Source organism: Thermococcus gorgonarius, from assembly GCF_002214385.1.
Taxonomy (GTDB): Archaea; Methanobacteriota_B; Thermococci; order Thermococcales; family Thermococcaceae; genus Thermococcus; species Thermococcus gorgonarius.
The window spans coordinates 538,183-563,780 of the sequence record NZ_CP014855.1; the positions used below are offsets into that span (position 1 = coordinate 538,183).

Here is a 25,598-nt window from a genome sequence, read left to right on the forward strand (position 1 = left end):
TTTCCTGGGAAAATTTTTTAAGTTCTGCCGTGGTTATCCCTATCATGGAAGCCGGCAGGAAAGCACAGGCAATCTTTCGCAGATGGTCTGTTAAGAAGCCCGTGACCTACAGCAGGTTTAGATGTCTCCTTCTCTCCGAGTGCTCCGGCGAAATTGAAAAAATTCTCAAAACTCTTAACGTCAGGTTTGTAAGGCTCCTAGAGCCGGATCCAGACGTTCTGGCTTCATATGCTGAGACCCTTTACGAGGGAAACAGCGCCGCGATAATAGAGCTCACCGACGGCACGGGAAGGATGTTCTATCTCGTGTCTCCCGAAGTTCAGATTAGAAGTGAGAGCCTGCCCGAGCCCGATTTTGTTCTTCGTTTCAACGTTAAAAGGGTCGATGGACTGAGGGCCCTCCTAAGGATCATAGGCCAGAGCAAAGTGGGCGGAAAGAGATACCGGTACCGATCGCTGGTAAACTTCACGCTTGGCTACCTGGGGGGCGGGCTGATAGCCCAGTTCTTACCGGTGAAGAGCAAATTGATCCAGGTTCTTCTTCCTTTGATTCTTGGACTCCTCGTGTTATTCATCCTGGACTACCCGTTCTCCCTTCTCTATTTCAGGGGCGTTGAAGTCCTTTCCACGAGTACTGAAATCAAAGAAATCAAAGTGGCAAGGGTCAGAATTTTTAAGGGTTCCAGTAAAGAGGACGGCGATGGTGATTGAGTTCCTCCTGCTCATAATACTGGCGTGGGACGGCTATTTTTTTCTGAAGTACCTGCTGAGTCTCACAAAGGCCCCCAAAACATCAGCCTTACGGCCGAAAGTGAGCTTGCTCATGCCAGCGCACAACGAGGAAAAAACCATAGGAGAAGCCATAAGGGCGGCTTTAAACCTTGATTATCCCGATTTTGAGATTATTGTAATCGATGACGGTTCCTCGGATAAAACCTACGACGTGGCCTTAACTTTCAAGGATCCCCGCTTGAAAGTCGTGAGAATACCTCACTCAGGGAAGGCCAGAGCCCTGAACGAGGGGCTTAAGCTTTCCTCCGGCGAGATAATAGCGACCACGGACGCGGACGGCGTGCTGGAAGGGAAAGCCCTGAAAGGTCTTGTCGAGCGCTTTTATGCGGATGATGTGGTGGCGGTTGGCGGCCAGGTTCGCGTCCAGCCGAGGAGCTTTCTTGAGGTTGTCCAGGACATAGAACACCTGAGGATAGCCATGTTCAGAAGGGCCCATGAGCTCGAAAACCTTAGCGTGGCACCCGGACCGATAGCGGCGTTCAGAAGAAAAGCCCTTGAGGCCATCGGTGGCTTCGTGAATGACCCGGTTGAGGACTACGCAACGACGGTAGCCCTGAAAGGTTTCGGAAAAGTTGTCTACTCACCCAAAGCCAAATGCTGGGTCAGAATGCCAACTACGCTGGCAAACCTCTGGAGACAGAGGAAGAGGTGGTTCCTCGGTGATCTTCCAAAGCTCGGCGGCGGCCCGTTAAAGGAGAAAGTGTTTCTCGGCATAAGTGATATCGTTGCCTTCTTCGATGTCCTCTTCCCGGTACTGGCGATTTTCGCGGGAAAATTTGAATTGCTTGCCGTTTTTTTGCTCTTTGAGGTTCTTACTATGGCGACCGTTGTAGCTGTGGAGGGTGGCTATCTGGTGGAAGTTTTGGCATTCCCCTTCGTCCTGTGGTTTCTGGCACTCTTTTACCTGACGCTCCACGTTTATGGCTATCTCCACTTGCTTTTCCGGAAAAAGCAATAAGCGCCGACTACAAAGAGCGGTTTTGCCTGATTAGTGGGATCCAGGTGATTCTCTTGCTTTTATAAACCCCGTTAATAGAAAGGAGGAGAGTGGCGAGGCCCAGTCTTTTCATGTCATCCCCAGATAGCCCTCAAAGACCTCCACGTATTTAAACCCATCATCGGGGAAGATGAGGACGTAGGTGCCCTCGCCGAACTCCTCCGAGACCCTCTCGTAGGCCTTCGCTACAGCGCCGGAGCTGAGGCCTATCAGCAGACCGTCCCTTCTGGCTATGTCTATGGATCCTTCTATGGCCTCGCTCCTCGTTACCTCAACGACGCGGTCTATCTTTACCAGGGAATACCACTTCTGGCCGGTTTCGAGGCGCTTTATTCCCGGAATCTTCTCCCCCCTGGCTGGCACGACGCCGACGATACGGGTGTCGTAGCGCTCCTTCAAGTATTTGGCTATACCCGCTATGTGGCCCGAAGTTCCAATTCCAGCTATTAGCACGTCGGGTTTCTTCCCGATGCTTCGCAGCTGCTCCTCGATCTCCCTGGCCGTAACGCGGTAGTGGACATCAAAGTTGTCGTCGTTCTCGAACTGGTTTAGGTTGGCCGCTCTTGCCTTCCTTGCTTCTTTCTTAACGAATTCGACCATCTCAGTGTCAATGGTCTCAAATTCTGTAACAACAACCTTCGCTCCAAGAACCCTCAGGAGAACCCGCGTGGCCTTTGGAGTCGGCTTCGGGAGATAAGCCCGGAACTTTATGCCAAAAACATTGCTCAAAGCGGCAAGGGAGATGCTGGTGTTGCCGGAACTGGCCTCAAAAAGATTCCTCGCGCCGTTGATGTCCCCGCGCTCTATCGCGCGAAGAAGCATGTTAAAAGCGGTTCTGTCCTTTATGCTCCTGCTGAAGGGGTTAAAGAACTCCAGCTTGGCAAAAGACATCCCCCCTATCAAAGGAAAGCCGCACAAGGGGGGTGGGCTTGTACTTCTCGTATAGCTCGATGGTGCTGTTAAACACGTTCATTTGCCATCACCGGAAAGAACTCCTGAGAACCCTTTAAAAGTTTTCCTAAAACGAACAGTTGTGCACAGAAATGGGTAAACATTGGTGGTGCGGGGGCGGGGATTTGAACCCCGGAACCCCTGCGGGACGGGACCCTAAATCCCGCGCCTTTGGCCAGGCTCGGCTACCCCCGCGCCGGTTTAACTCATGAAGGTGACGTTAAAAAGTTTTTGGGTTCAGATGAAGCCCGTCTTTTTAAGCCCCCTCGCATTGAGTTCCTCATCTATTATTCCCCGGACGGTACTCTCTAATGTCTCACTTACCAAGCTCTCCAGCAGTTTCCTGATGCTGTCTATGTCCTCTCTCATACCCTCAAGAACCCTTATGTACTCCCTGGCCATCTCGAGCTCGCCCTCCTGCTTGAGAAGCTGTTCCTTGAGGTGCTCAAAGTCCTCCTTCATCACTTCACAGCGCCTCAGCTCCCGCTGGGCATCGTCAAGCTGTCTCCTGAGTGAGCTGACTTCTTCCTTGAGTGAGTTAACCACCGCTTCCTTTTCCCTCAGCTGGGCCAGAACTTCTTCGTACTCGCCCCTGAGCTGGGCAAGGCTTTCTATCTCCCTCAGTGGTGGAACTTTCCCGTCTCCTATTATTATAACGTCCGGACCAACGTTGACGATATCGCTCGGCTCTATCCTCAGCTTAGTCTCGTTGGTAAACATGCCCTGGCCCTTTCCTAGGTTTTCCACTACCTTCATCTTCAGGATAAAGAAGAACTTGTCCCCCTCGACCTCTACGTTTATATCGGTTACATAACCGAGTATCTTTCCAGTGGTAAGGGAAACAACGAACTTGTTGATTAGCTGGTTCGCCCTGTCACTCACAACCATAAACCCACCCCACACCATTTTATCCCGAAGGAATACTTAACCTTTCCGGCCGTTTAGCTTATAACCTCTCTCTCGGATTTACGGTGGGGATGAGAGATGATAATATTTGTGGGGCGCTCTAACGTGGGAAAGAGCACGCTGATATACCAACTAACCGGAAAAAAGGTTCGCAGGGGTAAACGCCCTGGCGTGACGAGAAAGCCAGTCGAAGTGGAATGGAGGGGCAGAAAAGTCGTGGATATGCCCGGCTTTGGGTTCATGAGTGGCCTGCCAGAAGAGGTTCAGGAGCGGGTTAAGGACGAGATCGTGAGGTTCATAGAGGAAAACGCCAAGAAAATCGAGCTTGCCGTTCTGGTTGTGGACGGAAAATCTGCCTCCGAGATAATAGAGAGGTGGGAGAAGAGGGGGGAGATACCCATAGACGTGGAGTTTTATTCATTTCTTCAGGAACTTGGAATTCCGACGATAGTGGCGGTCAACAAGGTGGATAAGATCAAAAACCTGGAGCGAACTCTTGGATTTCTGGCCGAGAAGATGGGCATTAAGCCGGAAGAGAGAGAAGAGGTGATGATTCCAATATCCGCCAAATTCGGCACGAACATCGATCGTCTCAGAACGGAGATCATAAAGAGAGTTGAAGGGTCTCAGAGAACCTCAAGAACAACGTGAGTCACGGTTTCTTTAACACCGTCAATGGAGGCTATCTCCTCCAGTATCTCGTCGAGCTGCCCCTTGTCAGCCTCGATGATGAGGTCTATGTCCCCGGTGACACGGTAGATCCTCTTTATCTTCATCTTTTTGATTTCCGCGTAAACGTGTTTCCTCTTCGTCGGCTCTATTCTGACGAAGACAAAGACACCACCCCTTTTCTCCCCAAGAAGTTCGAGGGCCTTTTCCGTTAGGTCTATGAAGCCCCTGCCTGTTCTGATGTAACCAAGCTCCTTGAGGACCTTGAGGTGGTTGCTGAGGGCCTGCCTTGTTATCCCCAGCTCTTCGGCCAGCTCATCTTGGGTCTTTTCAACAGTGTGAACTTCAATTGGTTTCCCTTCATTGTAAAGTTTCCTCAAAAGCTTCATCTGTTTGGGTGTAAGGGAGCCTTTCTCCACCGATAACACCTCCGATCATGACCTTTCAACGTTAAAGTCCGGATTTTTTATTTGTAAACTTCACGTTTGATCACTACAGGGAAGAGTTTTATAAACCTTTCCTGAAAGTTCGCTGGAGGGTGTGGCATGGAGCAAATAAACAAAGCGGGCTACACAACGGAGGTTCCTGAGGACAGACTTTCACTGATTGCCCTTCTCGATGAGATTGGTTCTGGGAAGATAATTTTTATCGGCGATGTTGACAGCGGAAAGACCACGACCGTTTCCTATGTGGCAAATTCCCTTTTGTCCATGGGGTATAAAGTGGCCGTAGTGGACAGCGATGTTGGACAGAAGAGCATACTCCCCCCAGGTACGGTAAGCCTCGGTATTCTGGATAGGCCCGTGGCCCACATAGGTGAAGCTGTTCCTTTAGCTCATTACTTCATCGGGACAACCACTCCTTCCCAGTACATCGGAGAGACCGTCGTTGGGGTTAAAAGGCTCGCTGATATTGGTTCGAGGATAGCGGACTTCGTTCTGATCGATACAACGGGATTCATTAGTGGCCCTGGACTTGAGCTAAAGCGCATGAAAGTGGAGCTCTTGAGGCCAGATTTAGTCGTTTTTATAGGGGACAGTGAAGATCTTCGCAGGCTCGAAAGTTCGATTGGTTCACTTGCCAGAGTCTTTCACGCTGAGAAAAGTAGCCTTGTTAAGCCTCACTCCCATGAGGAGAGAAAACTGATAAGGGCTGCAAAGTGGAGGACATACTTCTCGGGATCCAAAATGGTGGAAGTCGATCTGAACGAGTTTCTGGTTTCTGGAACAGTCATGTTTACTGGCAGACCCCTACTTCAAGAGGAAATTGAGCTAATCGGAAAGCTCCACGAATGGATAATCTTCAACGGCTGGAAGAACAGGGAAGGCTACGTCGTCGTGAAGGCCGATCCAGAAAGGCCCAGGCCCTACAACCGGTCGGTTATCAAAGCAATAGACATCGAGAAGCTGAGCAACTTACTCGTTGGCTTTATCGACGAAGAAGGCCTTTGCCTTGGCCTTGGGATAATCAAATGGCCAAAGCTGAGTAGCGGAAAACTGGAAATCCTGACTCCACTGGCTGATGAAGAACTGGCAAGGGCACGTGAAATCCGGTTTGGAAGGATAAGGGTGACTGAAGAAGGGGAGGAACTGGAACTGCTCAGAAGGGAAGAGCTCTAGCAAAGCTTTTTAACCCCCCACTCATGAACTCAGTTAGGTGTCCCTAATGGAGTTGAAGGCTTTCATCGAGATCACGAGGCCGCACAACTGCCTGCTGGCAGGTCTTGTTGGCGTTCTCGGTTCAATAGTAGCGATAGGGCACCTTCCAAGCGCCGTTAAAACCGTCCTGATCTTCCTTGTTGTCACTTTGGGCTGCGCCGGCGGAAACACGATAAACGACTACTTTGATTACGAGATAGACAAGATAAATCGCCCCGAAAGACCGCTCCCCAGGGGCGCGATGAAAAGATCAACGGCCCTGTGGTATTCGTTCCTTCTCTTCGCGGTTGGGTTGGCTCTATCGGTTTTCATAAACCTCTACGCTTTCTTATTGGCGCTGGTGGCGTACGCTGCAATGGTACTCTACGCCTGGAAGCTCAAACCCATGCCACTAATAGGCAACCTTACCGTTGCGGCCTTAACGGGTGCAACCCCGCTTTACGGTGCGGTTGGTGTTGGAAAAATTGGTCTCGCGGGAACGCTTGCCCTCTGTGCCTTTCTTGTGAACGTGGCCAGGGAAATCGTGAAGGACATTGAAGACGTTGAGGGTGATCTAGAAAAAGGCGCCAGAACCCTTCCAATACTCATCGGAAAGAGAAAAGCGGCCTATATTGCTTCCTTCTTTGGAGTCCTGACAGTTATCGCGTCCTTCCTCCCCGTTAAAGCAGGCGTTGGTGTTGGATACTATGCCATGCTCCCTGTGGATGCGATAATCCTTTACGCCAGCTACATAATCCTGAGGGACCAGAGCAAAGAAACCGCTCACAAGTCCCAGTTACTGCTCAAAGTGAGCATATTCCTGGCCGTTGCGGCCTTTCTCATAGCAGCAATAGTGTGAGGTGAGAGGGATGGAGTTTAAGGAGGAAATCCTGAAGGCTCTCGAAGGGGACGAACTCTGGACTGTCCTCACTTTTAAAACCCCTCACGGACCCGGGGTGACCCTTCAGAAGCTTGTGGACATCGTTGAGGAGGCCGGCTGGAAAGTCCTCTTTAAGGCAAACTGGTGGACTGCGGACATACCCTACGGTCTCGCTAGACTCGACCTTAAAAAAGGAGACAGGGAGAAGATACTCCTAGGTAAGTGGATACTTGGAGATAAATGCCTCCTGATAAAGCTTGAAAACATGCCCCTGGAAAAGGGGCGTGACGAGTTCTTCAGAATGGTGGACAGCATAACCTCAACGCTGATCCACGATCCTGTTATAAGGACAATGAGGGAGCAGTACTGATTCTTCTCCTTTTATCTTCCAGGGATTAAAGGAAAAAAGTCATAAAGGCTCGTAGTAACCCGTTTCGGGCTCGTAGATTTCTCCCTCCGCAAGAAGGCGTGTTATGGCCTCTTCTATGAGCTCCTCATCGAACTCCTTGGAGAGCTTTTTAACGATGAACCTGTGGGATAGAGGTTTGGCCTTTTCCCTCAGCAGATCCATGACTGCTTTTTTGGCTTTTTCAAGTTCTGGATTTTCTTCTGGTTTCTCCTCTTCAATCTCCTCCTCGAAGAGCTCCTCCTCAAGCTCGGCACTTCTCTGCTCGAGCATCAGGGTGTAGAGCTCGTCTATTGTGAGGAGAAGGTCTTCGCTGACACCTTTGTTCTTTGCTATAACCTTGGCCTTTGCCGTTATGCCGTAGCGGTCGTATATCTCAAAGGCAGTCTTGGCCTTTACTGCGTGCTCTGCCTTTTCTTTCAGCGTCTCAAAGCGGTGGAGGATCATCATGTTGGGATCTACCTTGGCAACGCCCTCCACAAGTATCTGCTTGTCGTCGCGCCACTCCGCTACTTTTCCTATGACCTGGACAAGGTCGCCTTTCTTAACGAGCTTGACGAAGCGGGTATCATCGCGGAAGGCAAGGGCCCATATTGTACCAGTTCCGTCGTCGAGCTGGAACTTTCCATAGGTCTCGTCATCGCTGATGAACGGTTCCCTGACAACTGTGGCAACGACCTTTACGCGGTAAACCTTCCTTGCATCCTTTGTTATCAGATAGTTGGGTTCAAGGTCCCCGTCGCTTTTGATGTAGTAGCCATCTAGAATGTCGCTGATGTAGACCCTGCTCGCTGGGAGGCGCTTTTTCATAGCTCTTCACCTCCTTCCCAGAAAGCCGTTATCTTCCGAATCTTGGGGAGGTATTCCCTTTCGAGCTCCCTTATTTCCTCAAGGGCATCCAGATCGGCACCGCTGAAGTCCTGGATGACCTCACCGTAAATGTGGATTCCACTTTCTTCCCTTATCACCCTTCCGATAACTCTGACGAGCTGTCCCGGCTCTGGAAGAACGTTGTCCTCGCTCTCGATAAGAATAACACCAGTACCGTCGTCGATCCAGAAGGTATAGTCCATCTTGTCGATCTTGAAAGCCTTTCCTATGAGAGCGACACGGGTATCTTCTTCGCTTATCTCCGCTATCTTCCTCTCAACAGCAGGTTTTCTCCTTCTAAAGGTTTGTTCTTCCATTTACATCACCCCTGAAGCTCGGAATCTACCTTTTTGAGGGCCTCCTTAAGCTCGCTTTTAATGAGGCCAAGTTCTCTCCTGTAGTCTACTGGATCCCAGCCGAAGGCCTTCAGTATTAGACCAAAGAACTTGTCGTCCACCACGTTACCCCTAACGACGATTTCCTGTCCGAGAACTGTGTAAAACTCTTCCTCAGCGAGTTTTCTGGAGGCTTCCTTGGGGGTTGCCCCTGCCTCGATAAGTTCATTCTGCTTCTGGTATATCTCCTCTGGATCCGCACCCAGAAGGTCGGCGGCGTCTTCCCCGAAGAGGGTGACTCTGATGTAGCCGGAGCCGTCGTCCAGGCCGAAGTCCACAACCGTGATCTTTACGGGCTCGACTTCGCCGTGCTCAATGCAGATCCACTTCTCAGTGGCGGGATCGTAATCAACTTTTCTCCTGCACTGCGGGCAGGCGTTGTACACGGTCACGCGGTAAAGCCTTGCTATTGTTCCTCTCAGTTCAATGAACTTCTCACCGCCCATTAGATCGGCTATCTTGACGCGTCTGTAGTTATAGCTCCTGACTTCCTCGAGTGGGGGTAGCTCTTCAACGCGCGGATCATCCTTGGGGTTGAGAATTATCCTGCTCCTGAAATTGACGTGCAGTTCAACGCCGTTTCTGCCTTCTCTGACCGATGGGTCGATGACCTTGATGACGTCGCCAGGGTTTATCTCGTTGTAGTACTTCGAAACCTGGGAATCCCAGAGAACGAGTCTGGTTTTACCCGTAGAGTCGTAGATAACCATGCTCGCCACGAGGCCTTTACTCCCGTCTTTCTTCACGTACTCCCTGGGGGGATACTTCCTGAGAACCCTCGCAACGATGTTCACCCTTTCCATGCCTGGAACAAGATCGGCTATGTGAAGGGGCTCTTCCTCACCTTCTATGCTTACACCCAGTTCTTCTGCCAGAAGTAAAGCAGCGGCGTGTTCACCTATGCCTTCCCTTCTCATTATTTCCTTGATTCTCTCCTCAATCTCGTCGAGGCTCATCCCAGTCTTGGACCGGATGAGGTTCACTATGTCGTCCTTTGTAAGCACCATCATAGAACTCACCTAAATGGTAATCGTTGCCCGAGGTATTTAAGCTTTTCTAAGCCTTTATCAGCCCTTCAAGGGATTAAACTTCTTACTTTCGCAGAAAATGGATAACTGAAGGTTCTAAAAAACTTCAAGAAGACTCTTCAACCCCTTCATTTTTTTCAGCTTCGGCCTCAGTTTCGGTCTCGGCAGAACTCTCGCCTTCGAGTTTGGCTATGATGTCCGTGTACTCGGCGTGGACTACCTTCTTGAAGGCTTCTTTGATTATCATCGGATCGTTCTCCGGGAAGCCATACAGTTCGGCGAACTTCTGGGTCGTGCCAAGGAGTTTTGTCCTCTCGTAGGGTTCAGCGTAAATAAGCCCCATCTCCACGAGCTTTTTGATGTGCTCGTAGGCCTGACTTCCGCGGAGCTTTATGATCTTGCTCTGTTCTATGGGCTGAAGGTAGGCGATAAGGGCCAGAGTCTTCAGCTCGCCCGTCCTCAGGTCGGGCCTCGGCATGAGGTGAATAACCTTCTGGCTGTACTCCTGCTTGACCTGCATGACGAACTTGTCCCCCAGAACCCTGACCACCTCTATGGCACTCTTTCTCTCCGCGTATTCAGCCGCTATGAGCTCTATGAGCTTTTCAAGGTAATCTAGGGATTTTATTCCCAGGGCCTTTGAGAGCTCCTTCAGACTCAGAGGCCTTCCAGAAACGAAGAGGGCCGCCTCAACCAAAGCCTTGTCCTCAAGCAGTCCCATGATTTTCACCCAGAAAAAATGGGAGGTTCGGCAAATAAAGTTTGCTGGAGTAGAGGGGAAAAGTAAAAAGGTTTCACTTTCTCCTCCGCAGGAGGATGGGAATCACTGAAAGGCCAATTATAGCGGCTGGGCCGCAGAGTCCTCCACCACCCTCGCTGGTCGTAGTTGTGGTGGCCGTGGGTCTGACGAATAGCTCGTACAGCTCGTTCGTCAGTTTCACTCCCTCGGTGGTGTTGTGACGGATTAAGTAGGTTACCCCTCCGACGATGAGTATGGTGCCGTTGTGGTCTATGGCCGTCTTTACAATCTCCGGCGTCGCTGAAACGTTGAATTCGCCCTCTATCACAGCCACCAGCTGGCCGTCATAGACTATCCCTATTGCCGGGACGCCGGTTATATGCGTTAAGTGTGAGATGTTCTCGAAGACCTCCATGTTGTGTCGGTTTCCGTTGAGCTCGTAGTAGGTGAGCTTGTCGGAACCATAAACTTCCGGGATCAGCTGCTTCATGTGCCTGCAGTGCGGGCAAGTTGAGAGGCCGTACATGTAGAAGTGAACCTTTGATTCATTGAACTCCCAGCTGGATGCAGATGCCACCGGCAGGATAAGGAATGCCAGTGATAGTGCAAGAGCCAATAGAGCCTTTTGGACTTTCATTTTACCACCCATACATCGTTTGGGGAAGTTGGGTTAAAACGTTTCCTCCACCAGATTTTTATACTCTGCTGGCGTGCATTAATCAAGGTGAAGGGCATGGAGATAGGGGTAAGTGTTTATCCGCACTTCATCACGAAGGACAAAACGCTGGCCTCCATACTGGCGGACGTTAAGATAAAGGACTACGACTTCGTGTCGATCTTCCCCCATACTCTTGGCCTCATCGTCAACGGCCAGGTCTTTGAGAAGAAACTCCGCAACATCGAGAACACCCTCAGGGGGGTCGGCATAGACTACATAATCAGGATGCCCACTTCCATGAACCTCAGGGATCACATCTACCACACGAGGCACTTCCGCGTTGCCAAGGCAGTGGCCGACGTGGCGATAAAGCTCGGGGCGAAGGTAATAGTCATGCAGAGCGGAAAAACCGGGAGGCTGGATCTCGAGATAGAGGCCCTTCAGCAGCTCGCCGATATGGTAAAGCCCTTTGGCATAAAGATAGCCCTGGAGAACACTTACAGCGTCAAGGACACACTCTACGTTGTGGACAACGTGAACAGGGACAACGTCGGCTTTGCCCTTGACGTTGCCCACGCCTTCCTCAGCGCCCAGGGCGACGAGAACAAACTGCTGGAGGATGTAAAGCTCGGAACCGACAAGACGATAATCCTGATGATCCACGATAACTTCGGAAAGCTCTTCCCGCAGGTTGAGCCCGAGGATGCTTTGGCTTATGGCGTCGGTGATCTGCACCTCCTGCCGGGGGAGGGCAAGATTCCCTTCAGCAAGATACTCAAGCTGTTCGGCGACGTTCCAATCCTACTCAAAGTAAAGGATCCAGAGAAGTTTGCCAAAGTTCCCACGAAGAAGGGCCTCATCGAGATTCTCACGAGCATTTGATCCTTTTCTCCGTTTTCCTTTAAGGGTTTAAAAATGGAAAGGCTCATTCCTCACCGAAGATAAGGTCGGCAAACCACTTTTCGTCGAAGGGCTTCAGGTCATCGTAGCCCTGGCCGACGCCGACGAAGAGTATCGGGGCACCGATAGCGTGGCTTATACTCAAGGCAGCGCCTCCCCTCGCGTCGGCGTCGAGTTTGGTAAGGATAACCCCGTCTATTCTAACAGCCTCGTTGAACTGCCTCGCCTGCTCTATTATTGAGTTTCCTGCCAGAGAATCGCCAACGAAGACAACCAGATCGGGCTTTGTGACGCGTACTATCTTCCTCATCTCGTCCATGAGGTTCCTGTTGCGCTCGTTTCTACCCGCTGTGTCGATGAGAACCACGTCTATGCCCCTGGCTTTTGCGTGCTGTATGGCGTCATAGGCCACAGCGGCGGGATCTGCTCCATAGGAGTGCTTTATCACCTTGACGCCAACTCTTTTGGCGTGTTCTTCGAGCTGTTCTATTGCTCCGGCCCTGAATGTATCGCTGGCCGCTATAACGACGCTGAAACCCTGTTTTTTAAGCCAGTGGGCGAGTTTGGCAATGGTCGTCGTTTTCCCGGAGCCGTTGAAGCCCACAAAGGCTATAACGTAAGGCTTTTCTTCCTTTTTTCTTATCTCCTCAACGAGGTCTATTCTTCTCGGGGGTGTTAGAACCTCCAGTACAGCCTCTTTCACGGCCTCTTCAATGATTTTCCCTTTGTCCGATCCGATTCTAACCTTTTTGCCAACGAGCTTTTCCGTTATCTTTTCTCTGAGCTCATCAACCACCTCAAGGGCAACGTCTGCCTCAAGAAGCTCGAGCTCCAGCTCGTCTATTGCATCATCTACGTCTTTTTCCTTTATCTCCACCTGGAGAAGCCTGTCCAGAAGGCCGGCCTTTTCTTCTTTCTTTTCCTCTTCTTTGGAGATAACGGTCTTCTCCTCTTCTTCGATTTTCTCCTCTACCTGTTTTGTGAACTTTTTGAGCTTCTCCCTGAGCTTTCCGAACATGCTCACCACCACCAAAGCAAACCTCGCCGGCTATATATCGTTATCGGCCTCAGCGATAGCTGGTGTCCTCACCCTTCGGACCCGAAGCCACTCATCATCGGCTTCCACGACGTATGAACTCCTTTGATTCAACTATTCTGCCATTTTTAAGGCAGTAGAGCTTTATCACTTCGGTATCGACCGTTTCTCTCCGGTAGGCGAGGAGGTAGTCTATGAAGTTCCGTATTCCGTATCTGACTATTGAATCCCCAACGTACTTGGTTTCGTACAGCAGGACCAGCTTGTCCCTGTTTTCAGCAAGCCACCCGTAAAGGACTTCCCGCTCGGACTTGGATTTTGAGAGGGGGTTAAGTATGAGGTATGCATCAAACCCAGGGTTTTCTAGGGGGTTTCCGATGAAGACCTCCCCGTCCACCACGAAGGGAAGTCCCTCCGCTAGAACCTTAAATCCCATCCTCACCCATTCGTTGATGAATATCCTGGCTATCCTCTTCGGCCCGCCACTCATGAGAATTCTACCGGACTTTACGTTTATTAGGTCGCTCAGTTTCATTTCAACCGGGTGTACTTCACCGGCAGGTTAAAAAGGATTTGGTAAGTTTGATGAATGTTGTTGAAGAAAGAAAAGAGAGATCTCATTCCACCGCAACATCTTTCTCCCCCTCGTTTTCCACCTCGTGGATCCTTCCGCCCTTCATGACCTCCCTGAGAGCCAAAATCAGCAGGGCCAAAAGCAGGAAGATGGCCGCTGAGGTTCCGAAGAGGACCTCGTAGGCCTTTGTGGTCGGGATTTTAATCTTGACCCATGGCGGAGCCCCTGGCGGATGGAAGAGGATGTAGTATGTGCTCATGATGGTGCCGGCGATGGCTGGCCCCCACGTGGAGCCGAAGTTTCTGAAGAGGCTGTTCGCTCCAGTTGCTACTCCCATGGCCCTTGGAGGGACCGAAAAGACCAGCACGTTGATGAGGGAGATGTTAATCAGCGTTATGCCCGTTCCAACGAGCGTTATTAGTCCAATAAACGCCCAGAGGTGGTCGGGCGGAAGCTGGGGGACATACTTCGACAGAATTCCCAGCCCGATGCTTGCTGTTAAGGCCCCGGTCAGGGCGACTGGCTTTGCGCCGACCTTTGGCATAAGCTTTCCTGCTATCGGGGCAACGATGAGCATAACGAGGGCCATTGGCGTCATTAGGAGACCGCTCTGGAGTATCGTCTTGCCGAAACCGTAGGGCTTAGGCATCTGGAAGATGTATGTGTTCGCCTGGCTCATCATGGAGATGCCAAAGGCCGCGAACATTATCCCGATGTTGACTATCGCGGGGTTTCTTGCGGAGATTATTTCAATTGGTATCAGCGGGTTCTCGACTCTCTTCTCCCAGAGGACGAGAATGATGGCGCTGACTACGGCCACACTGAAGAGGACGAGCGTCTCTCTGGCCGTCCATCCCACGTTAGGTGCCCTCGTAACGCCGACGAGCGCCGGGACGACGGCGACGGTGAGAAGAACTGCTCCAATCCAGTCAACCTTTCCCGGGTTGATGTAGCGGCTCTCGCGGAGAACCTTCCATGCGAGGAAGAACATGAGCACCGCGAAGGGTGCCGCCGAGTGGTAGGTCCAGCGCCAGCCCCAGTTCTGGGTTACCCAAGCTCCAAGCGGTAGGGCTATGACCATACCCACCGCAAACATCGCGCTTATCATTCCCTGGACCTGCGGGACCATTTTGGGCGGGAACTCCTCCCTAACCAGGGAGAAGGCGAGCGGGAAGATGGCCATGCCAAATCCCTGTATTCCCCTCGTCACAAGGAGCCACTGGAAGCTCGGGGCGAAGCCGTTGAGGATGACGCCGAGCGTGTAGAATCCCAACGCAACCAGGAACATCTTCTTCTTGCCGTACATGTCGCCGAGCTTTCCAAATAGGGCGACGCTGACCGTTCCAACGAGGAGATAAATTGTGAGAACCCAGCTCACGTCATTGGGGTTTATGGCAAACTCCTTCTGGATCGTCGGGAGTGCCGGCGTGAGCATCGCTTCCGTGTACATGACGAGGAGCGGGAGGATGACCACCACGAGCATGGCCTTTTTTGCGTAGGCCAGGTCATATTCTGCGTTCTTCATGACGTTCATCTTTATCACCGACATATCGAACGATAGGTTGGTTTATAAGCTTAGCGGTTAGGGTTATAAACTCACCAATAAAGCTCACACCATGCACCCCCTCCTCAGGAAGGCCATTAAAGAGCGCTTCGGAAGGCTCAACAGGCTCCAGCAGGATGCTTTTAAGGAGGTTAGCTCGGGAAAGAGCGTTCTGATAATAGCCCCCACCGGTTCCGGCAAAACGGAGGCCGCTGTCCTTCCGGTGTTCAACGAAATCCTTGAGAACGGTCTTAAGCCGATTTCCGCCCTCTACATTGCCCCGCTCAAGGCTTTGAACAGGGATTTGCTTGACAGGCTCGAGTGGTGGGGGAGAAAGCTCGGGATAAGCGTCGAGGTGAGGCACGGCGACACTTCAACCTACAGGAAGGCAAAACAGACGAAGAACCCACCTCAGATGCTCATCATAACCCCCGAAACCCTCGGCGTCATCCTGACGGTTAAATCACTTAGGAAGCACCTTGAAAATGTTAAGTTCGTCATTGTGGATGAGATAGCCGAGCTGGTGGACAACAAGCGCGGGGCGCAGCTCCTTTTAAACCTTGAACGTTTGGCGGAGATTGCGGAGTTCAAAAGGATAGGAATGACCGCTACGGTCGGCAACGAAGAGGAAGTGAGGGAGTGGCTGAAAGCCGACGTTATAGTAAAGCCGCCCTGGAAGAAGAACTACCGTTTCCACGTCCTCTATCCCAAGCCGGGCGAGGAGGATGAGGAGCTCGCGAGAAAGCTGAGCCTCTCGCCGGAGATAGCGGCTCGTTTAAGGCTCCTCTGGGAGATTGTGGAAAAACATGGAAAAGCCCTGATATTCACGAACACTAGGCAGTTTGCCGAGATTTTAGCCCACAGGCTTAAGGCCTGGGGGAAGCCGGTGGAGGTTCACCACGGCTCTCTTTCCAAGGAGGCGAGGATAAAGGCTGAGAGGGCCCTTAAAGAGGGGAAAATCAAAGCGCTGATATGCACTTCCTCGATGGAGCTCGGCATAGACATCGGCGACGTTGACGTTGTGATTCAGTACATGAGCCCGCGCCAGGTGAACCGGTTGGTTCAGCGCGCGGGGAGGGCGAAGCACCGTATTGGAGAGGTCAGCGAAGCCTACGTTATCACATCTAACGTCGAGGACTACCTCCAGAGTTTGGTGATAGCAAAGCACGCCCTTGAGGGCCGCTTTGAGGCTGTTGAGCCGATGGGCGGCCTTGACGTTCTCGCTCACTTCATCGTGGGACTGCTCATAGAGTATAAGAGGCTCCCGCGCGAGAGGCCATACGAGATAGCAAGGAGGGCATACGTTTACAGGAATCTGGGCTGGAGCGATTACCTCGACGTTCTGAGGGTCTTAGAGGACGCTAGGCTGGTGGGCTATGACGAAGAGACGGGACTGCTCTACCTCAGGAGGGGAGCGTTCCAGTACTACTACGAGAACCTCTCAACGATTCCGGACGAAGTCTCATGGAGAGTCTTCGACGCCAGGAGTGGGCACGTGATAGGGAGACTGGACGAGAGCTTCGTGATGGATCTGGAAGAGGGCATGGAGTTCGTGATGAACGGGCGGAGCTGGATAGTGCTCAAGATAGACGACGAGGCGAGGCTTTTGAAGGTCCGCGAGAGCAAAAGCTTGGAGAGTGCGATACCGAGCTGGGAGGGCGAGATGATTCCCGTGCCGTTTGGGGTTGCCCTCGCCGTCGGCAGGCTGAAGAGGGAGCTGGCCTTTGACTTCGGGAAGGCAAAGGAGCTTTTGGAGGGCGTCGGGTTCAGGGAGGAGGAGCTGAAACGAGCCTTCGAGGAGATAAAGGGCGAGCCGTTCTCAACTGATAGGGACATCGTAGTTGAGAGCACGCCTAAAGCACTGGTAATCCACGCGGACTTTGGCAACAGGGCGAACGAAGCCCTTGGGAGACTCGTGCACTCGTTTTTAATCCTGCGCTACGGGAGGGTTTTCTCGGTTCGCGCACAGGCCCATGCCGTTGTGTTTAAAACGCCCTTCCAGCTGAACCCAGAGGAGGTGAAGGGTTATCTCTATCAGGAGCCAGAGAGCCTGGAGTTCATCGTGGCAAGGGCGCTGAGGGACTCCCACGCCTACCGCTGGCGTATGCTGAACGTCGCAAAGCGCTTCGGGGCATTGAGGAGAGACGCTAGGATTGGGCGTGTGGAGAGGCTCTTCGAGGGGACCGTTATCGAGAGGGAGACGCTGAACGAGCTGTACCACGACAAGGTGGACGTAAGCAAAGGAGAACTCGTCCTCGAGATGCTCAAGAGGGGCACGATAAGGGTAAAGAGCGAGCTTAGAAGGGAACCCTCGACGCTGGCGAGGCTCAACATGACCGTCGGCGGGGAGTTTCTGCTTACAGGCGTGCTCGAGCGGGACGAAATCCTTGAGCTGTTTAGGAACAGACTGCTTGACCATGAGGTGGTCCTGGTCTGCACCAACTGCGGCTGGTACTCAAAGACGAAGGTTTCAAGGCTGAGGAGCATCAAAGACAGGGAGTGCCCGCGCTGCGGCTCTAAGATGCTGGCCGTTGCCCATCCGATTGATGCCGAGGAATTCCTCCCTGTTCTTGACAAAGTCCGGCGTGGAGAACCGCTTGAGAGAAAGGAAGAGAGAACCTACAGAAAACTTCTGAAAGCTGCCGACCTTGTTGATACCTATGGTTTTGAGGCCGTTTTGGCTTTGGCCAGCTATGGAACGGGGCCGGACACCGCGGCGAGGCTTCTGGCACAGTACAGGGGAGATGCCCTTCTGGTTGCCCTCATGGAGCGCGAGAGAGAGTTTATACGGACGAGAAGGTTCTGGGTGGAAGACAAGAACAGGACAGAGAAGCAGCCCGAGGAAAACAACGTGTAGTGAGCATCATAACAAAATGAAAAAGGGCACAGGCGCTTAGGGCGTGAAAGTCAAACGTGCCTGGCGTAGAGGGTCTTCTTGCCCTCGGCTTGGGCCCTCTTAACGGCCTTTTCGATGAGAACCTTGAGTTCGGCCTCGAGGGCGTCGTAGAACTCTGGGCTAACTCTCATTTCTTCGTCTATAGCCTTAACGGCCTCCTTAACCTTGGACTTAACCAGCATCTCAACCATTTTTGAACACCTCCTTAATGGGGAACCGTTTGCCGCGGTTCCCATTGTAACTTGAGTTTGAGCTTTATAACTCTTCCTGTGGGCCTCGAGAAGAATTTAACATACGGGGGCACCTCTTAAGATACCGGTTCCGTTCTCCTTGGTGAGGGGCAGAAAAGGTTTAAACACTCTTGAACAAGTTTCCCGGGGGATTGAGATGAAGCTCGTCCTGATAGATGGTGAGCATTACCCGGACGTTACGAGGTGGGCTATTGAAAAGCTGGGAAATGTTTGTTGCGCTGTCTTCCTTGGCGGCAGCGAGAAGATAGGAAGTCTAAGTTCGCTTGAAAAAAGAATCGGAGTTCCTATTTATACCTCCTCTAACTATCTGGACGCCATAAAGCGGGCGGTTACTGAAAACGATGTTGATGAAGTGGTTGATCTGAGCGATGAACCCGTTCTCACTTATGAGGACCGCTTTAGAATGGCCTCCCTGTGCATGCTTTTGGGTGTGAAGTACAGGGGCGCGGATTTCGTCTTTACGCCAAAACCACTCAAGAAAGTGAAAAAGCCAAGCATCGCTGTAATCGGGACCGGGAAGAGAGTGGGGAAGACAGCTATCAGCGGTTTTATAGCCAGGACGCTTAAGGAGATATCCAGGCCCGTTGTAGTAACCATGGGCAGGGGTGGGCCTGAAAAGCCCGAAATAATAGACGGCGAAGCCATGGAGATAACTCCCGAGTTCCTTCTTAAAGTGGCGGAAGAAGGAAAACACGCCGCGTCTGATCATTTTGAAGACGCCCTCACGTCGGGGGTAACGACCATAGGCTGCAGAAGGTGCGGTGGCGGAATGGCGGGCTTTCCGTTCTTCGATGTTGTGGACGAGGGAATAAAGCTTGCGGAGTCCCTTCCCCACGATCTTGTAATCCTTGAAGGAAGCGGTGCCACGTTTCCGGCCTACGAGGCGGATGCATACGTGCTCGTCGTGGGTGGAAAGCAGAAGGTGGACTTTCTCAGAAACTACTTTGGCCCGTTCAAAATTGCCCTTGCAGATGTTGTGGTAGTCACGATGGCGGATGAGATAAGCGGGGAGAAGCGGGAGGCGATCTTGGAAGCTATCAAGAACGTAAACCCCGAAGCCGACGTTCACCTTACCGGGTTCCGGCCCAGGCCCCTTGGCAACGTTTCGGGGAAGAGAATAGGTCTGGTCATGACGTCATACCCGGCACTTCCAAAGGCAAAAAGACACCTTGAGGACCTCGGTGCTCAGGTCGTGGCCCTCTCGGGGAACCTCTCCAACAGGGAACTTCTCAGAAAAGACCTCGCGAACTTTACCGGCATTGAAGCCGTAGCCGTTGAGCTGAAGGCGGCGGCTGTCGACGTGGTCACCAGATGGGCTTTGGAGAGGGAAATTGAGGTGATTTACCTGGACAACGAGCCAGTAAACCTGGATGGGAAGAACCTGAGGGAAGCTGTTTTAAAGCTTGGAAGAAAAGTCTTGGGGCGAGGAGAATGATAATAGTCACCGATGAAGAAAAGAAGATCAAGTTGCCATTCTCCAGGGGCATTTTAACCCGCTCCATAACGCTCTCCGGTATAGACGTTGGAATAGCCTACGCCATAGCAACGGAAGTCCAGAAGGAGCTGGAGGCTAAGGGGAAAAAAGTTGTTTCGACGGAGGAGATAAGGGAGCTCACTTACCGGAAGCTTGTTGAGAGGGGTTTAAAAAAGGAAGCAAGGAGATACCTCTTCTGGCGCGAACTCAGGAGGAAAAAGATCCGCCTGACCGTCCTGCTCGGCGGTGCCACCGGAGTCGGAAAGTCAACGATAGCAACTGAACTGGCTTTCAGACTTGGAATAAGGAGCATCATAGGAACGGACACTATAAGGGAAGTCATGAGAAAGATTATAGCCCAGGAACTGCTACCGGATATCCATGTATCATCTTTTATGGCCGAAAAAGTTGTAAAGGTTCCAAAAAACGCTGATCCACTTATCTACGGCTTCGAGACCCAGGTAAAGCACGTCTCTGTTGGAATAAAGGCCGTACTTGAGAGGTCCAGGAGAGAGGGGCTTAATGCCATAATAGAGGGCATCCACGTGGTTCCCGGCTTTGTAATGCCCAGAGAAAACGAGTTCATGTACATAATAACCGTCCCCGGAAGGGATCATTTGATTGCCCACTTCTATGAGAGGGCCCGCTATTCCCAGAGGGACGCTGAAAAGTACGTAAAGAACGTCGACAGGATACTTCGCATTCAGGAGTACATCGTGAGCACGGCCAAGGAATACGGGATTCCCATAATAGAAAACATAGAGCCCGAAAGAACGGTCTCCTCAATAATCAACGACATAATAAGCAGGCTGGAAAAAGAGGAAGTTTAGGTCTTTCTCTTCCATATTCCGAGGAGCTTTTTGCTGCCCCACGTTGACTGAACCTCCCAGACCACGACCATGTCCGTGTATATGTCTATAAGGTTGAAGCTGTTCCCAAAGGGGTTTCTGTGGAGCTCCCAGCTGATCGAGCCCGAGTTTACTATCGGCGTATCCTCTATCTTGACCCCGTAGGCGTTTCCGCCGTGGCCCGTTAGAACGAGTTCAGTTTTTTCATCCGTTAGAACCTTCAGGACGTCTCCGCCATCCTCGAGAAAACCGACTTCCCTGCTCTTGGGTATGGGTATGACGTTGTGATGGAGAGCCACGATCCTGAACTTCCCCTCGTAGTCCTGCAGGAGTTTTTTGAGCTTTTTCTGCCCCATTCTGCCAACTACTCCTATGGGTGTCTCGTACTGGGCGCTGAGGACGGGAATGATAACGATGTCTCCCATCTCGAGAACCTCTGGTTCGCCGAAGTACTCCTGGAAAAGCTCGTAGCCCAGGTAGGTTATGTCGTTGTGACCGGGGATCACCACGGTTTGGGCATTGATCCTTTGGTAGTATTCGTAGGCCTTTTCGTAATAGCGCTCTATTCCCGCATCGACGATATCCCCGTTGTGGATAACCAAGTCGGGCTTTAATCTGTCATTGATCGTTCTAATGGCGTTCTCCAGCGTTTTTCTTCTGAAGTAGACCCTGTCAGAAACGTTGCTCTCACTCACCTGCACTATGCGGAGGATTCTTTTTCCGCTGGGAACGAATATCTTTGGCTTCACCGGAGTGTGCTCCTTGCTGACTTCGTCCCCTGTTACGCGCCTTATGGTCACCTTTACCTTACCGTTTTCGTGAAGTTCTATTATGTTGTAGCTGTTGACATCGCCCCTCCTCGTCTTTTTGCAGGAAGTACAGCCGGCGTTGTCTATAATCAAATCCTCAACGCGATAGACGTTGGGAACATGCTTGTGGCCGCAGGTGTAGATGGTGACTTCGTTCCTCAAGAGAAGGTCGAGGACGTCGCCTGCGTTGAAGAGGACGTTGCGCTCCCTTCCGGTGTCGGGAAGGGGGACGAGGTGGTGGTGAGCAGCGACTATCTTGAACCTTCTGTCGGAGTACTCTTCGAGCTTCTCCTTAAGCCATCGGAATTTATGGCCGCCTATTCTGCCGTCGCTCAAGTCCGGAATCGTTGAATCCACCCATATGACGACTCCATCCTTGAATTCATAAACGCCGTTGAGTGGACCGATGAATTCCTCAAAGAGCTTGTAGCCGACGTTTCTAACGTCGTGGTTTCCAGGAAGAACGACGAGGGGCTTTTTTATTTTCTTGAGCTGATATGCTGCTTGCTCGTACTCCTCGCGAAGGCCCTGATTGGTTATGTCCCCTGTGTGGATGACAAAATCGAAGTTTCCCCTGTTGATCTCTTCCACTATGAGGTCGAAAGCGTAGCTCTTAAAAGCCCCTTCGTTGGTTATGTGGGTGTCACTTATGTGGGCTATCCTTATCATGGCCATCACTCCGTGGCTATGGCGGTTTCAAGCTTCCTTCTGCTGGCCTCAAGGAGATCGCTTATGGAGAAGATTCCGACTATCTTTCCACCCTCTTCTATGAGAACGTGCTTGATGCCCTTCTTCGAAAGGACGTCCAGAACCTCGCCCAGAGTGGCCGTTGAAGGAACCGTGACGAGATCTTTGGTCATTATCTCCCTCACGGGTGTTGTGTTGGGCAGGCCCGGGATGACGAGCCTCTTTATTATGTCCCCCTTGGTGAGGAAGCCAACGACGTTCCCCTCGTCGTCAACGACGACCAGAGAACCTATGTCAAACTCGGCCATTATCTCGCCGGCCCTCTTTACAGTATCTTCGGGCTTAACCCCTATCAACTTCTTCTTCATGTAGACCTTGATAGGGGCCTTTAGATCCATGGAAATCACCACCTGTGCTTATGCTTCGAAAGTATAAAACTCTACCCCAGAATCAGCTCCTGAACGCTGAATTTTTCCCCTTCGAGGTCGATCTCAATGTAAAAGGCAGTACCGTTGACGGCGTTTCTCCAGTTGGCCCTGTGGTAAAGTTCAAGCGTTGACGATGCAACGGCAAAGAGGTTTTCTTCGCTTAAAACGATCTGCCTTACGTACTCCCAGTTCTCTCTTCTGAGGAGGTATTCGGGCTTTGAATAAGCTGTGACGAACCCGGTTATTGAGTCCGGAGTTAAGAAAAGCGCCCCCGTGTTGAAGCTGGTTTTTGTCGTCCTTTTGATCTCTGAATAGTACTTTAAGAGGTCTTCTTTGGATACTGACTCCAGCTTTCTGCAGAGGTATGCACCAAAAACGTAGCTATCGGAGGTGTGTTTAAGATCGTCTTCGCTGAACTCTGCCAGTTTGATGATTTCGTCCTTATTTAGATCTCCGTTGTGGTATAGCCAGAAGGAAAAGCCCCTTCTAGTGGAAAAAGCAAAGGGCTGAGCGTTGAAGATTCCTTTGGTTCCCTGGCTGGCCGCCCTTGAATGGGCCAGAAGAACCACGAAGCCATCGAGTGAAGTCTCAAGCTTTCCAACGCCCTCTTCGTCCTCGAAAACCGGCTTCTCGGAGCGGTAATGGTCTACAGACCCTTTCCTTAAGAGGACGTAGCCCCAGCCGTCGGCGTGGGCCCTGCCTTTTCCCCTGGCTTCTTTATATGGATCGTTCTCCGAGGCGTCGATGAATGCCTTCAATAAGGCTCGAATCCTCTTCCCTTCCCCAACTCCAAAAAGAACCCGGCACATGGTGTTCACCGGAGATAATAGTAAAAGCCTGCCAAAAACCTTTGCCAAAACCCTTTTTAGGGAGTTACCCCGAGTAACTATTTGGTAGGTGAGTCAATGGAGGACGTCAAGACTTCCGTTCCCAAGGAAGTTGGTGTTTCAATCTCACCGGAGGTTAAGAACCTCAGCAACATAGCGGCCAGCATAATGAGGATTCTCAAGAAGATAAACGCCCACAGGAGCCTTTACGAAAGCAATGAGGAGGCGGTAAAGCAGCACTTAATCGGGGAGATAATGACCTCTCTTGGCTGGGAGTGGGACAACCCCGAGGAAGTCAGGCCGGAATGGAGAACCGACGAGGGCAGGGCCGATTACGCTATAATCCTTGGGGGAGAGACAATAGCCTATCTGGAGGCCAAGAACCTTGGAGTGAACATTCTGAAGAGGGAAGAGCCCCTCAGACAGCTGGCAAAGTACTGCTTCTCCACGGGCGTAAGGTACGGGATACTGACCAATGGGGCCGCTTGGATAGTCGTTAAGGCCTTTGAAGTGGGTTCCAGTTTGAGGGAGAGAATACTGGTTTCGGTAGATCTTCTAAACGAACCGCCTATGAAGGCCGCCCTCAAGCTTTCCCTCCTGGAAAAGAACAGAATAACTGAAATAGAGAGGATTTCCTCCCTTCTAAAGGCACTGGAGCTGAGCTTTATGGGGCTGCTCAAAGAGGGCTATCCCCCAGAGGCCCTTTTTGAATACCTTAAAGTTAATAAGGGAAAGAGAATCGTACCGGTTTATCTCCTGGAGGGACACGAAAGCCCGAAGGCGGCTTACGTCTACGACAACGGCTGGAAAATGCTTCCCCTGCCAGAAAGAACTATGAAGGGTGTTCTTCTGGCGGTTCTCCTGTACATGGGCAAGAAGGCTTTCGGTAACGAGAAGAGGGAGATAATGGCGGCATACGAACAGCTCAAGAGGATTCCCATTGAGGAGAAGAAGGCCCATGAGATACTGATCAAGCTTGACGAGGAGAAAAAACTCAACATTTCGGTGGAACTATGAGGCTCATCATAAAGCGGAAAGACCTCGAAAAGATTCTCAAACTGGCTGAGAATAGCGAGATCGAAGTCTGCGGCTTTTTATTGGGGAAAAATAGCGATGGGGCGGTTCTAGTTGAGACGGTTCGTGAAACCGCCAACAGGCTTAACTCTCCCGTGGAGTTTGAAATAGACCCCCCTGAAATCGCTGAGGTTCTGGACGAGGCCGAAAAGATGGGCCTTGAAATCGTCGGAATTTTTCATTCCCACTTAGGCTGTCCACCTGTCCCTTCCGAAAAAGATTTTAAGGGGATGGAACTGTGGCGAAACGTCTGGCTCATAGTTACTTCCTCTGGGGATTTCCGGGCATGGGTTCTGAGGGGAGAGAACCTGGGAGAGGTAGAGATAGAGGTCACCTCTTGAACACCTTCCACAGCTCATCCGATCTGGGCCTTGGGAAGGGCCGTTCTTCGCCGTTTACCACCGCCACCCTCTTCTTCTCCGCCAGGAACTCACCTATTACTGCCGCGTTTATTCCCCTGGAGGCGAGTCTCTCAACGAGAGCCCTGGCATGGTCCCTCTTTACAGCTATCAGCAGTGATCCGGAACCAAGCAAAGCCAGAGGATTTAAGTCGTAGAACTTGCATATCGCCATTGTCTCTTTTCTGATGGGGATCTTTTCTGGGTAAACCCTTATCCCCAAACCTGAGGAATCCGCCATCTCGTGGAGGCCGTTCGCTATTCCACCTTCCGTCGGGTCGTGCATGGCATTAACTCCGAATTCAGCAGCTACTATCGCCTCGGGGACGATACTTATGTAATCCAGAAGAGAAGCCGCCCTTTCAACGAAGTCCCGCCCAAAGACATCCTCCAGTTCCTTTCTATTCTCTCTGGCTATTATGGAAGTCCCTTCCAGGCCGGCCCACTTGGTCATCACTATTGCATCTCCCGGCTTTGCATTGTTCGGCCTTATTGGGTTCCCCTCTTTCTCTCCCAGCATCGTTCCAACCACTATGGGCCTGTCGAGGCCGGGGGTAACCTCGGTATGCCCACCCACGATAGAAATGCCAAGCTTTTTAGCTTCCCTGTCGATGTCTCTCATAATCCTTACCGGAAGTTCTTCGTCGGAGTTTTCTGGCAGGAGTATCGTTACCAGGAACCATCTGGGCCTCGCTCCGGAAACGGCTATGTCGTTGGCGTTGACGTGAACGGCGTAAAAGCCTATATCCTCGACTGCTCCGGTTATTGGATCGGTTGATGCCACCACAACCTTGTCCCCAAAAGAGATTGCCGCAAAGTCTATTCCAATTCCCGGCCCCACCAGAACCCTCTCATCCTCCGAACCCAGTGTCCTGAAGAGCTTTTCCAGAATCTCGGAAGGGACTTTCCCGGCTGGAAGCATGACT

The 25,598-nt window shown here is 51.6% G+C and carries 28 protein-coding genes and 1 tRNA gene; 12 read left to right on the top strand and 17 right to left on the bottom strand.

What is annotated here, in order from left to right:
• Window positions 1–44 precede the first annotated feature (44 nt).
• Together A3K92_RS03045 and A3K92_RS03050 are read left to right on the top strand one after the other, a co-directional pair.
• A complete protein-coding gene (locus A3K92_RS03045; RefSeq protein ID WP_088884862.1) occupies window positions 45–710 on the top strand; it encodes a hypothetical protein in 666 nt (221 codons plus the stop codon).
• A complete protein-coding gene (locus A3K92_RS03050) occupies window positions 700–1,749 on the top strand; it encodes a glycosyltransferase (protein ID WP_088884863.1) in 1,050 nt (349 codons plus the stop codon). The genes A3K92_RS03045 and A3K92_RS03050 overlap by 11 nt, the downstream gene beginning before the upstream one ends.
• Window positions 1,750–1,857: 108 nt before the next feature.
• Here the strand turns inward: A3K92_RS03050 and A3K92_RS03055 are convergent, their stop codons facing one another.
• From A3K92_RS03055 to A3K92_RS03065, 3 genes are all read right to left on the bottom strand, one after another.
• Window positions 1,858–2,679 carry a cysteine synthase family protein gene (locus A3K92_RS03055; RefSeq protein ID WP_088884864.1) on the bottom strand — a complete coding sequence of 274 codons (822 nt, stop codon included), beginning with the start codon at window positions 2,677–2,679 and terminating at the stop codon, window positions 1,858–1,860.
• 167 nt (window positions 2,680–2,846) lie between these two features.
• Window positions 2,847–2,934 (bottom strand) — tRNA-Leu (locus A3K92_RS03060).
• Between the two features lie 42 nt (window positions 2,935–2,976).
• Window positions 2,977–3,627 carry a YlmC/YmxH family sporulation protein gene (locus A3K92_RS03065; RefSeq protein WP_088884865.1) on the bottom strand — a complete coding sequence of 217 codons (651 nt, stop codon included), beginning with the start codon at window positions 3,625–3,627 and terminating at the stop codon, window positions 2,977–2,979.
• A 96-nt stretch (window positions 3,628–3,723) separates the two neighbouring features.
• Here A3K92_RS03065 and engB point away from each other — a divergent pair, with 96 nt between their 5' ends.
• Entirely contained in the window at window positions 3,724–4,296 is a 573-nt protein-coding gene (gene engB / locus A3K92_RS03070; RefSeq protein ID WP_088884866.1) for a GTP-binding protein EngB, read from the top strand.
• Here engB and A3K92_RS03075 read toward each other — a convergent pair.
• Window positions 4,272–4,733 (bottom strand): Lrp/AsnC family transcriptional regulator, encoded by a 462-nt coding sequence (locus A3K92_RS03075; protein ID WP_257789300.1) that lies wholly within the window; start codon window positions 4,731–4,733, stop codon window positions 4,272–4,274. The two genes, engB and A3K92_RS03075, sit on opposite strands and share 25 nt — an antisense overlap.
• Window positions 4,734–4,859: 126 nt before the next feature.
• Between A3K92_RS03075 and A3K92_RS03080 the strand changes: the two genes are divergently transcribed.
• The 3 genes from A3K92_RS03080 to A3K92_RS03090 are packed head-to-tail and all read left to right on the top strand — an operon-like array spanning window position 4,860 to window position 7,201.
• Window positions 4,860–5,933, top strand: coding sequence for a Clp1/GlmU family protein (locus A3K92_RS03080; protein WP_088884867.1), 1,074 nt, complete (start codon window positions 4,860–4,862; stop codon window positions 5,931–5,933).
• 46 nt (window positions 5,934–5,979) lie between these two features.
• Complete coding sequence (locus tag A3K92_RS03085; protein ID WP_088884868.1) at window positions 5,980–6,810, top strand: geranylgeranylglycerol-phosphate geranylgeranyltransferase; 831 nt, start codon at window positions 5,980–5,982, stop codon at window positions 6,808–6,810.
• 10 nt (window positions 6,811–6,820) lie between these two features.
• Window positions 6,821–7,201 carry a ribonucleoside-triphosphate reductase gene (locus tag A3K92_RS03090; protein ID WP_088884869.1) on the top strand — a complete coding sequence of 127 codons (381 nt, stop codon included), beginning with the start codon at window positions 6,821–6,823 and terminating at the stop codon, window positions 7,199–7,201.
• 39 nt (window positions 7,202–7,240) lie between these two features.
• Here A3K92_RS03090 and A3K92_RS03095 read toward each other — a convergent pair whose 3' ends face one another.
• The 5 genes from A3K92_RS03095 to A3K92_RS03115 form a co-directional block, all read right to left on the bottom strand.
• Window positions 7,241–8,047 (bottom strand): OB-fold nucleic acid binding domain-containing protein, encoded by an 807-nt coding sequence (locus tag A3K92_RS03095; protein WP_088884870.1) that lies wholly within the window; start codon window positions 8,045–8,047, stop codon window positions 7,241–7,243.
• Window positions 8,044–8,424, bottom strand: a complete 381-nt coding sequence (locus A3K92_RS03100) for a replication protein RepA (protein ID WP_088884871.1) — start codon at window positions 8,422–8,424, stop codon at window positions 8,044–8,046. The genes A3K92_RS03095 and A3K92_RS03100 overlap by 4 nt, the downstream gene beginning before the upstream one ends.
• A gap of 5 nt (window positions 8,425–8,429) precedes the next feature.
• The gene (locus A3K92_RS03105; RefSeq protein WP_088884872.1) at window positions 8,430–9,512 is read right to left on the bottom strand and encodes an OB-fold nucleic acid binding domain-containing protein; all 1,083 of its coding nucleotides are present in this window, start codon (window positions 9,510–9,512) and stop codon (window positions 8,430–8,432) included.
• A gap of 124 nt (window positions 9,513–9,636) precedes the next feature.
• Window positions 9,637–10,251, bottom strand: coding sequence for an SMC-Scp complex subunit ScpB (gene scpB / locus A3K92_RS03110; RefSeq protein WP_088884873.1), 615 nt, complete (start codon window positions 10,249–10,251; stop codon window positions 9,637–9,639).
• A gap of 73 nt (window positions 10,252–10,324) precedes the next feature.
• Window positions 10,325–10,918, bottom strand: a complete 594-nt coding sequence (locus A3K92_RS03115; RefSeq protein WP_232460911.1) for a CGP-CTERM sorting domain-containing protein — start codon at window positions 10,916–10,918, stop codon at window positions 10,325–10,327.
• Between the two features lie 84 nt (window positions 10,919–11,002).
• Here A3K92_RS03115 and A3K92_RS03120 point away from each other — a divergent pair, with 84 nt between their 5' ends.
• Window positions 11,003–11,809, top strand: a complete 807-nt coding sequence (locus A3K92_RS03120) for a sugar phosphate isomerase/epimerase family protein (RefSeq protein WP_088884875.1) — start codon at window positions 11,003–11,005, stop codon at window positions 11,807–11,809.
• A gap of 43 nt (window positions 11,810–11,852) precedes the next feature.
• Here A3K92_RS03120 and ftsY read toward each other — a convergent pair whose 3' ends face one another.
• The 3 genes from ftsY to A3K92_RS03135 form a co-directional block, all read right to left on the bottom strand.
• Window positions 11,853–12,845: a signal recognition particle-docking protein FtsY gene (ftsY, locus tag A3K92_RS03125; protein ID WP_088884876.1), complete on the bottom strand. Its 993-nt coding sequence runs from the start codon at window positions 12,843–12,845 to the stop codon at window positions 11,853–11,855.
• A 94-nt stretch (window positions 12,846–12,939) separates the two neighbouring features.
• On the bottom strand, window positions 12,940–13,398 hold the full coding sequence (locus tag A3K92_RS03130) for a hypothetical protein (RefSeq protein ID WP_088884877.1): 459 nt from the start codon (window positions 13,396–13,398) through the stop codon (window positions 12,940–12,942).
• An 82-nt stretch (window positions 13,399–13,480) separates the two neighbouring features.
• On the bottom strand, window positions 13,481–14,971 hold the full coding sequence (locus A3K92_RS03135; protein WP_088884878.1) for an MFS transporter: 1,491 nt from the start codon (window positions 14,969–14,971) through the stop codon (window positions 13,481–13,483).
• A gap of 82 nt (window positions 14,972–15,053) precedes the next feature.
• On the opposite strand from A3K92_RS03135, the gene A3K92_RS03140 reads away from it, so the two are divergent.
• On the top strand, window positions 15,054–17,837 hold the full coding sequence (locus tag A3K92_RS03140) for a DEAD/DEAH box helicase (RefSeq protein ID WP_088884879.1): 2,784 nt from the start codon (window positions 15,054–15,056) through the stop codon (window positions 17,835–17,837).
• 50 nt (window positions 17,838–17,887) lie between these two features.
• On the opposite strand, the gene A3K92_RS03145 is transcribed toward A3K92_RS03140, so the two are convergent.
• Window positions 17,888–18,067, bottom strand: a complete 180-nt coding sequence (locus A3K92_RS03145; RefSeq protein WP_088884880.1) for a hypothetical protein — start codon at window positions 18,065–18,067, stop codon at window positions 17,888–17,890.
• A 196-nt stretch (window positions 18,068–18,263) separates the two neighbouring features.
• Between A3K92_RS03145 and A3K92_RS03150 the strand changes: the two genes are divergently transcribed.
• Window positions 18,264–19,562 (top strand): 2,3-diphosphoglycerate synthetase, encoded by a 1,299-nt coding sequence (locus A3K92_RS03150; protein ID WP_088884881.1) that lies wholly within the window; start codon window positions 18,264–18,266, stop codon window positions 19,560–19,562.
• Window positions 19,559–20,431 carry a 2-phosphoglycerate kinase gene (locus A3K92_RS03155; protein ID WP_088884882.1) on the top strand — a complete coding sequence of 291 codons (873 nt, stop codon included), beginning with the start codon at window positions 19,559–19,561 and terminating at the stop codon, window positions 20,429–20,431. The genes A3K92_RS03150 and A3K92_RS03155 overlap by 4 nt, the downstream gene beginning before the upstream one ends.
• Here the strand turns inward: A3K92_RS03155 and A3K92_RS03160 are convergent.
• Genes A3K92_RS03160 through A3K92_RS03170 form a run of 3 tightly spaced genes read right to left on the bottom strand, consistent with a single transcriptional unit; the run spans window position 20,428 to window position 23,182 of the window.
• Window positions 20,428–21,927 (bottom strand): metallophosphoesterase family protein, encoded by a 1,500-nt coding sequence (locus A3K92_RS03160; protein WP_198361964.1) that lies wholly within the window; start codon window positions 21,925–21,927, stop codon window positions 20,428–20,430. The two genes, A3K92_RS03155 and A3K92_RS03160, sit on opposite strands and share 4 nt — an antisense overlap.
• Window positions 21,928–21,932: 5 nt before the next feature.
• A complete protein-coding gene (locus tag A3K92_RS03165) occupies window positions 21,933–22,343 on the bottom strand; it encodes a CBS domain-containing protein (protein ID WP_088884883.1) in 411 nt (136 codons plus the stop codon).
• A 41-nt stretch (window positions 22,344–22,384) separates the two neighbouring features.
• Window positions 22,385–23,182: a class II glutamine amidotransferase domain-containing protein gene (locus tag A3K92_RS03170; RefSeq protein ID WP_088884884.1), complete on the bottom strand. Its 798-nt coding sequence runs from the start codon at window positions 23,180–23,182 to the stop codon at window positions 22,385–22,387.
• A 186-nt stretch (window positions 23,183–23,368) separates the two neighbouring features.
• On the opposite strand from A3K92_RS03170, the gene A3K92_RS03175 reads away from it, so the two are divergent.
• Both A3K92_RS03175 and A3K92_RS03180 read left to right on the top strand, forming a co-directional pair.
• On the top strand, window positions 23,369–24,217 hold the full coding sequence (locus A3K92_RS03175; protein WP_232460931.1) for a type I restriction enzyme HsdR N-terminal domain-containing protein: 849 nt from the start codon (window positions 23,369–23,371) through the stop codon (window positions 24,215–24,217).
• Entirely contained in the window at window positions 24,214–24,615 is a 402-nt protein-coding gene (locus tag A3K92_RS03180; protein ID WP_088884886.1) for a M67 family metallopeptidase, read from the top strand. Before A3K92_RS03175 ends, A3K92_RS03180 begins: the two co-directional genes overlap by 4 nt.
• Here A3K92_RS03180 and A3K92_RS03185 read toward each other — a convergent pair.
• Complete coding sequence (locus A3K92_RS03185; protein ID WP_088884887.1) at window positions 24,605–25,594, bottom strand: AIR synthase family protein; 990 nt, start codon at window positions 25,592–25,594, stop codon at window positions 24,605–24,607. The genes A3K92_RS03180 and A3K92_RS03185 overlap by 11 nt on opposite strands.
• Window positions 25,595–25,598 lie beyond the last annotated feature (4 nt).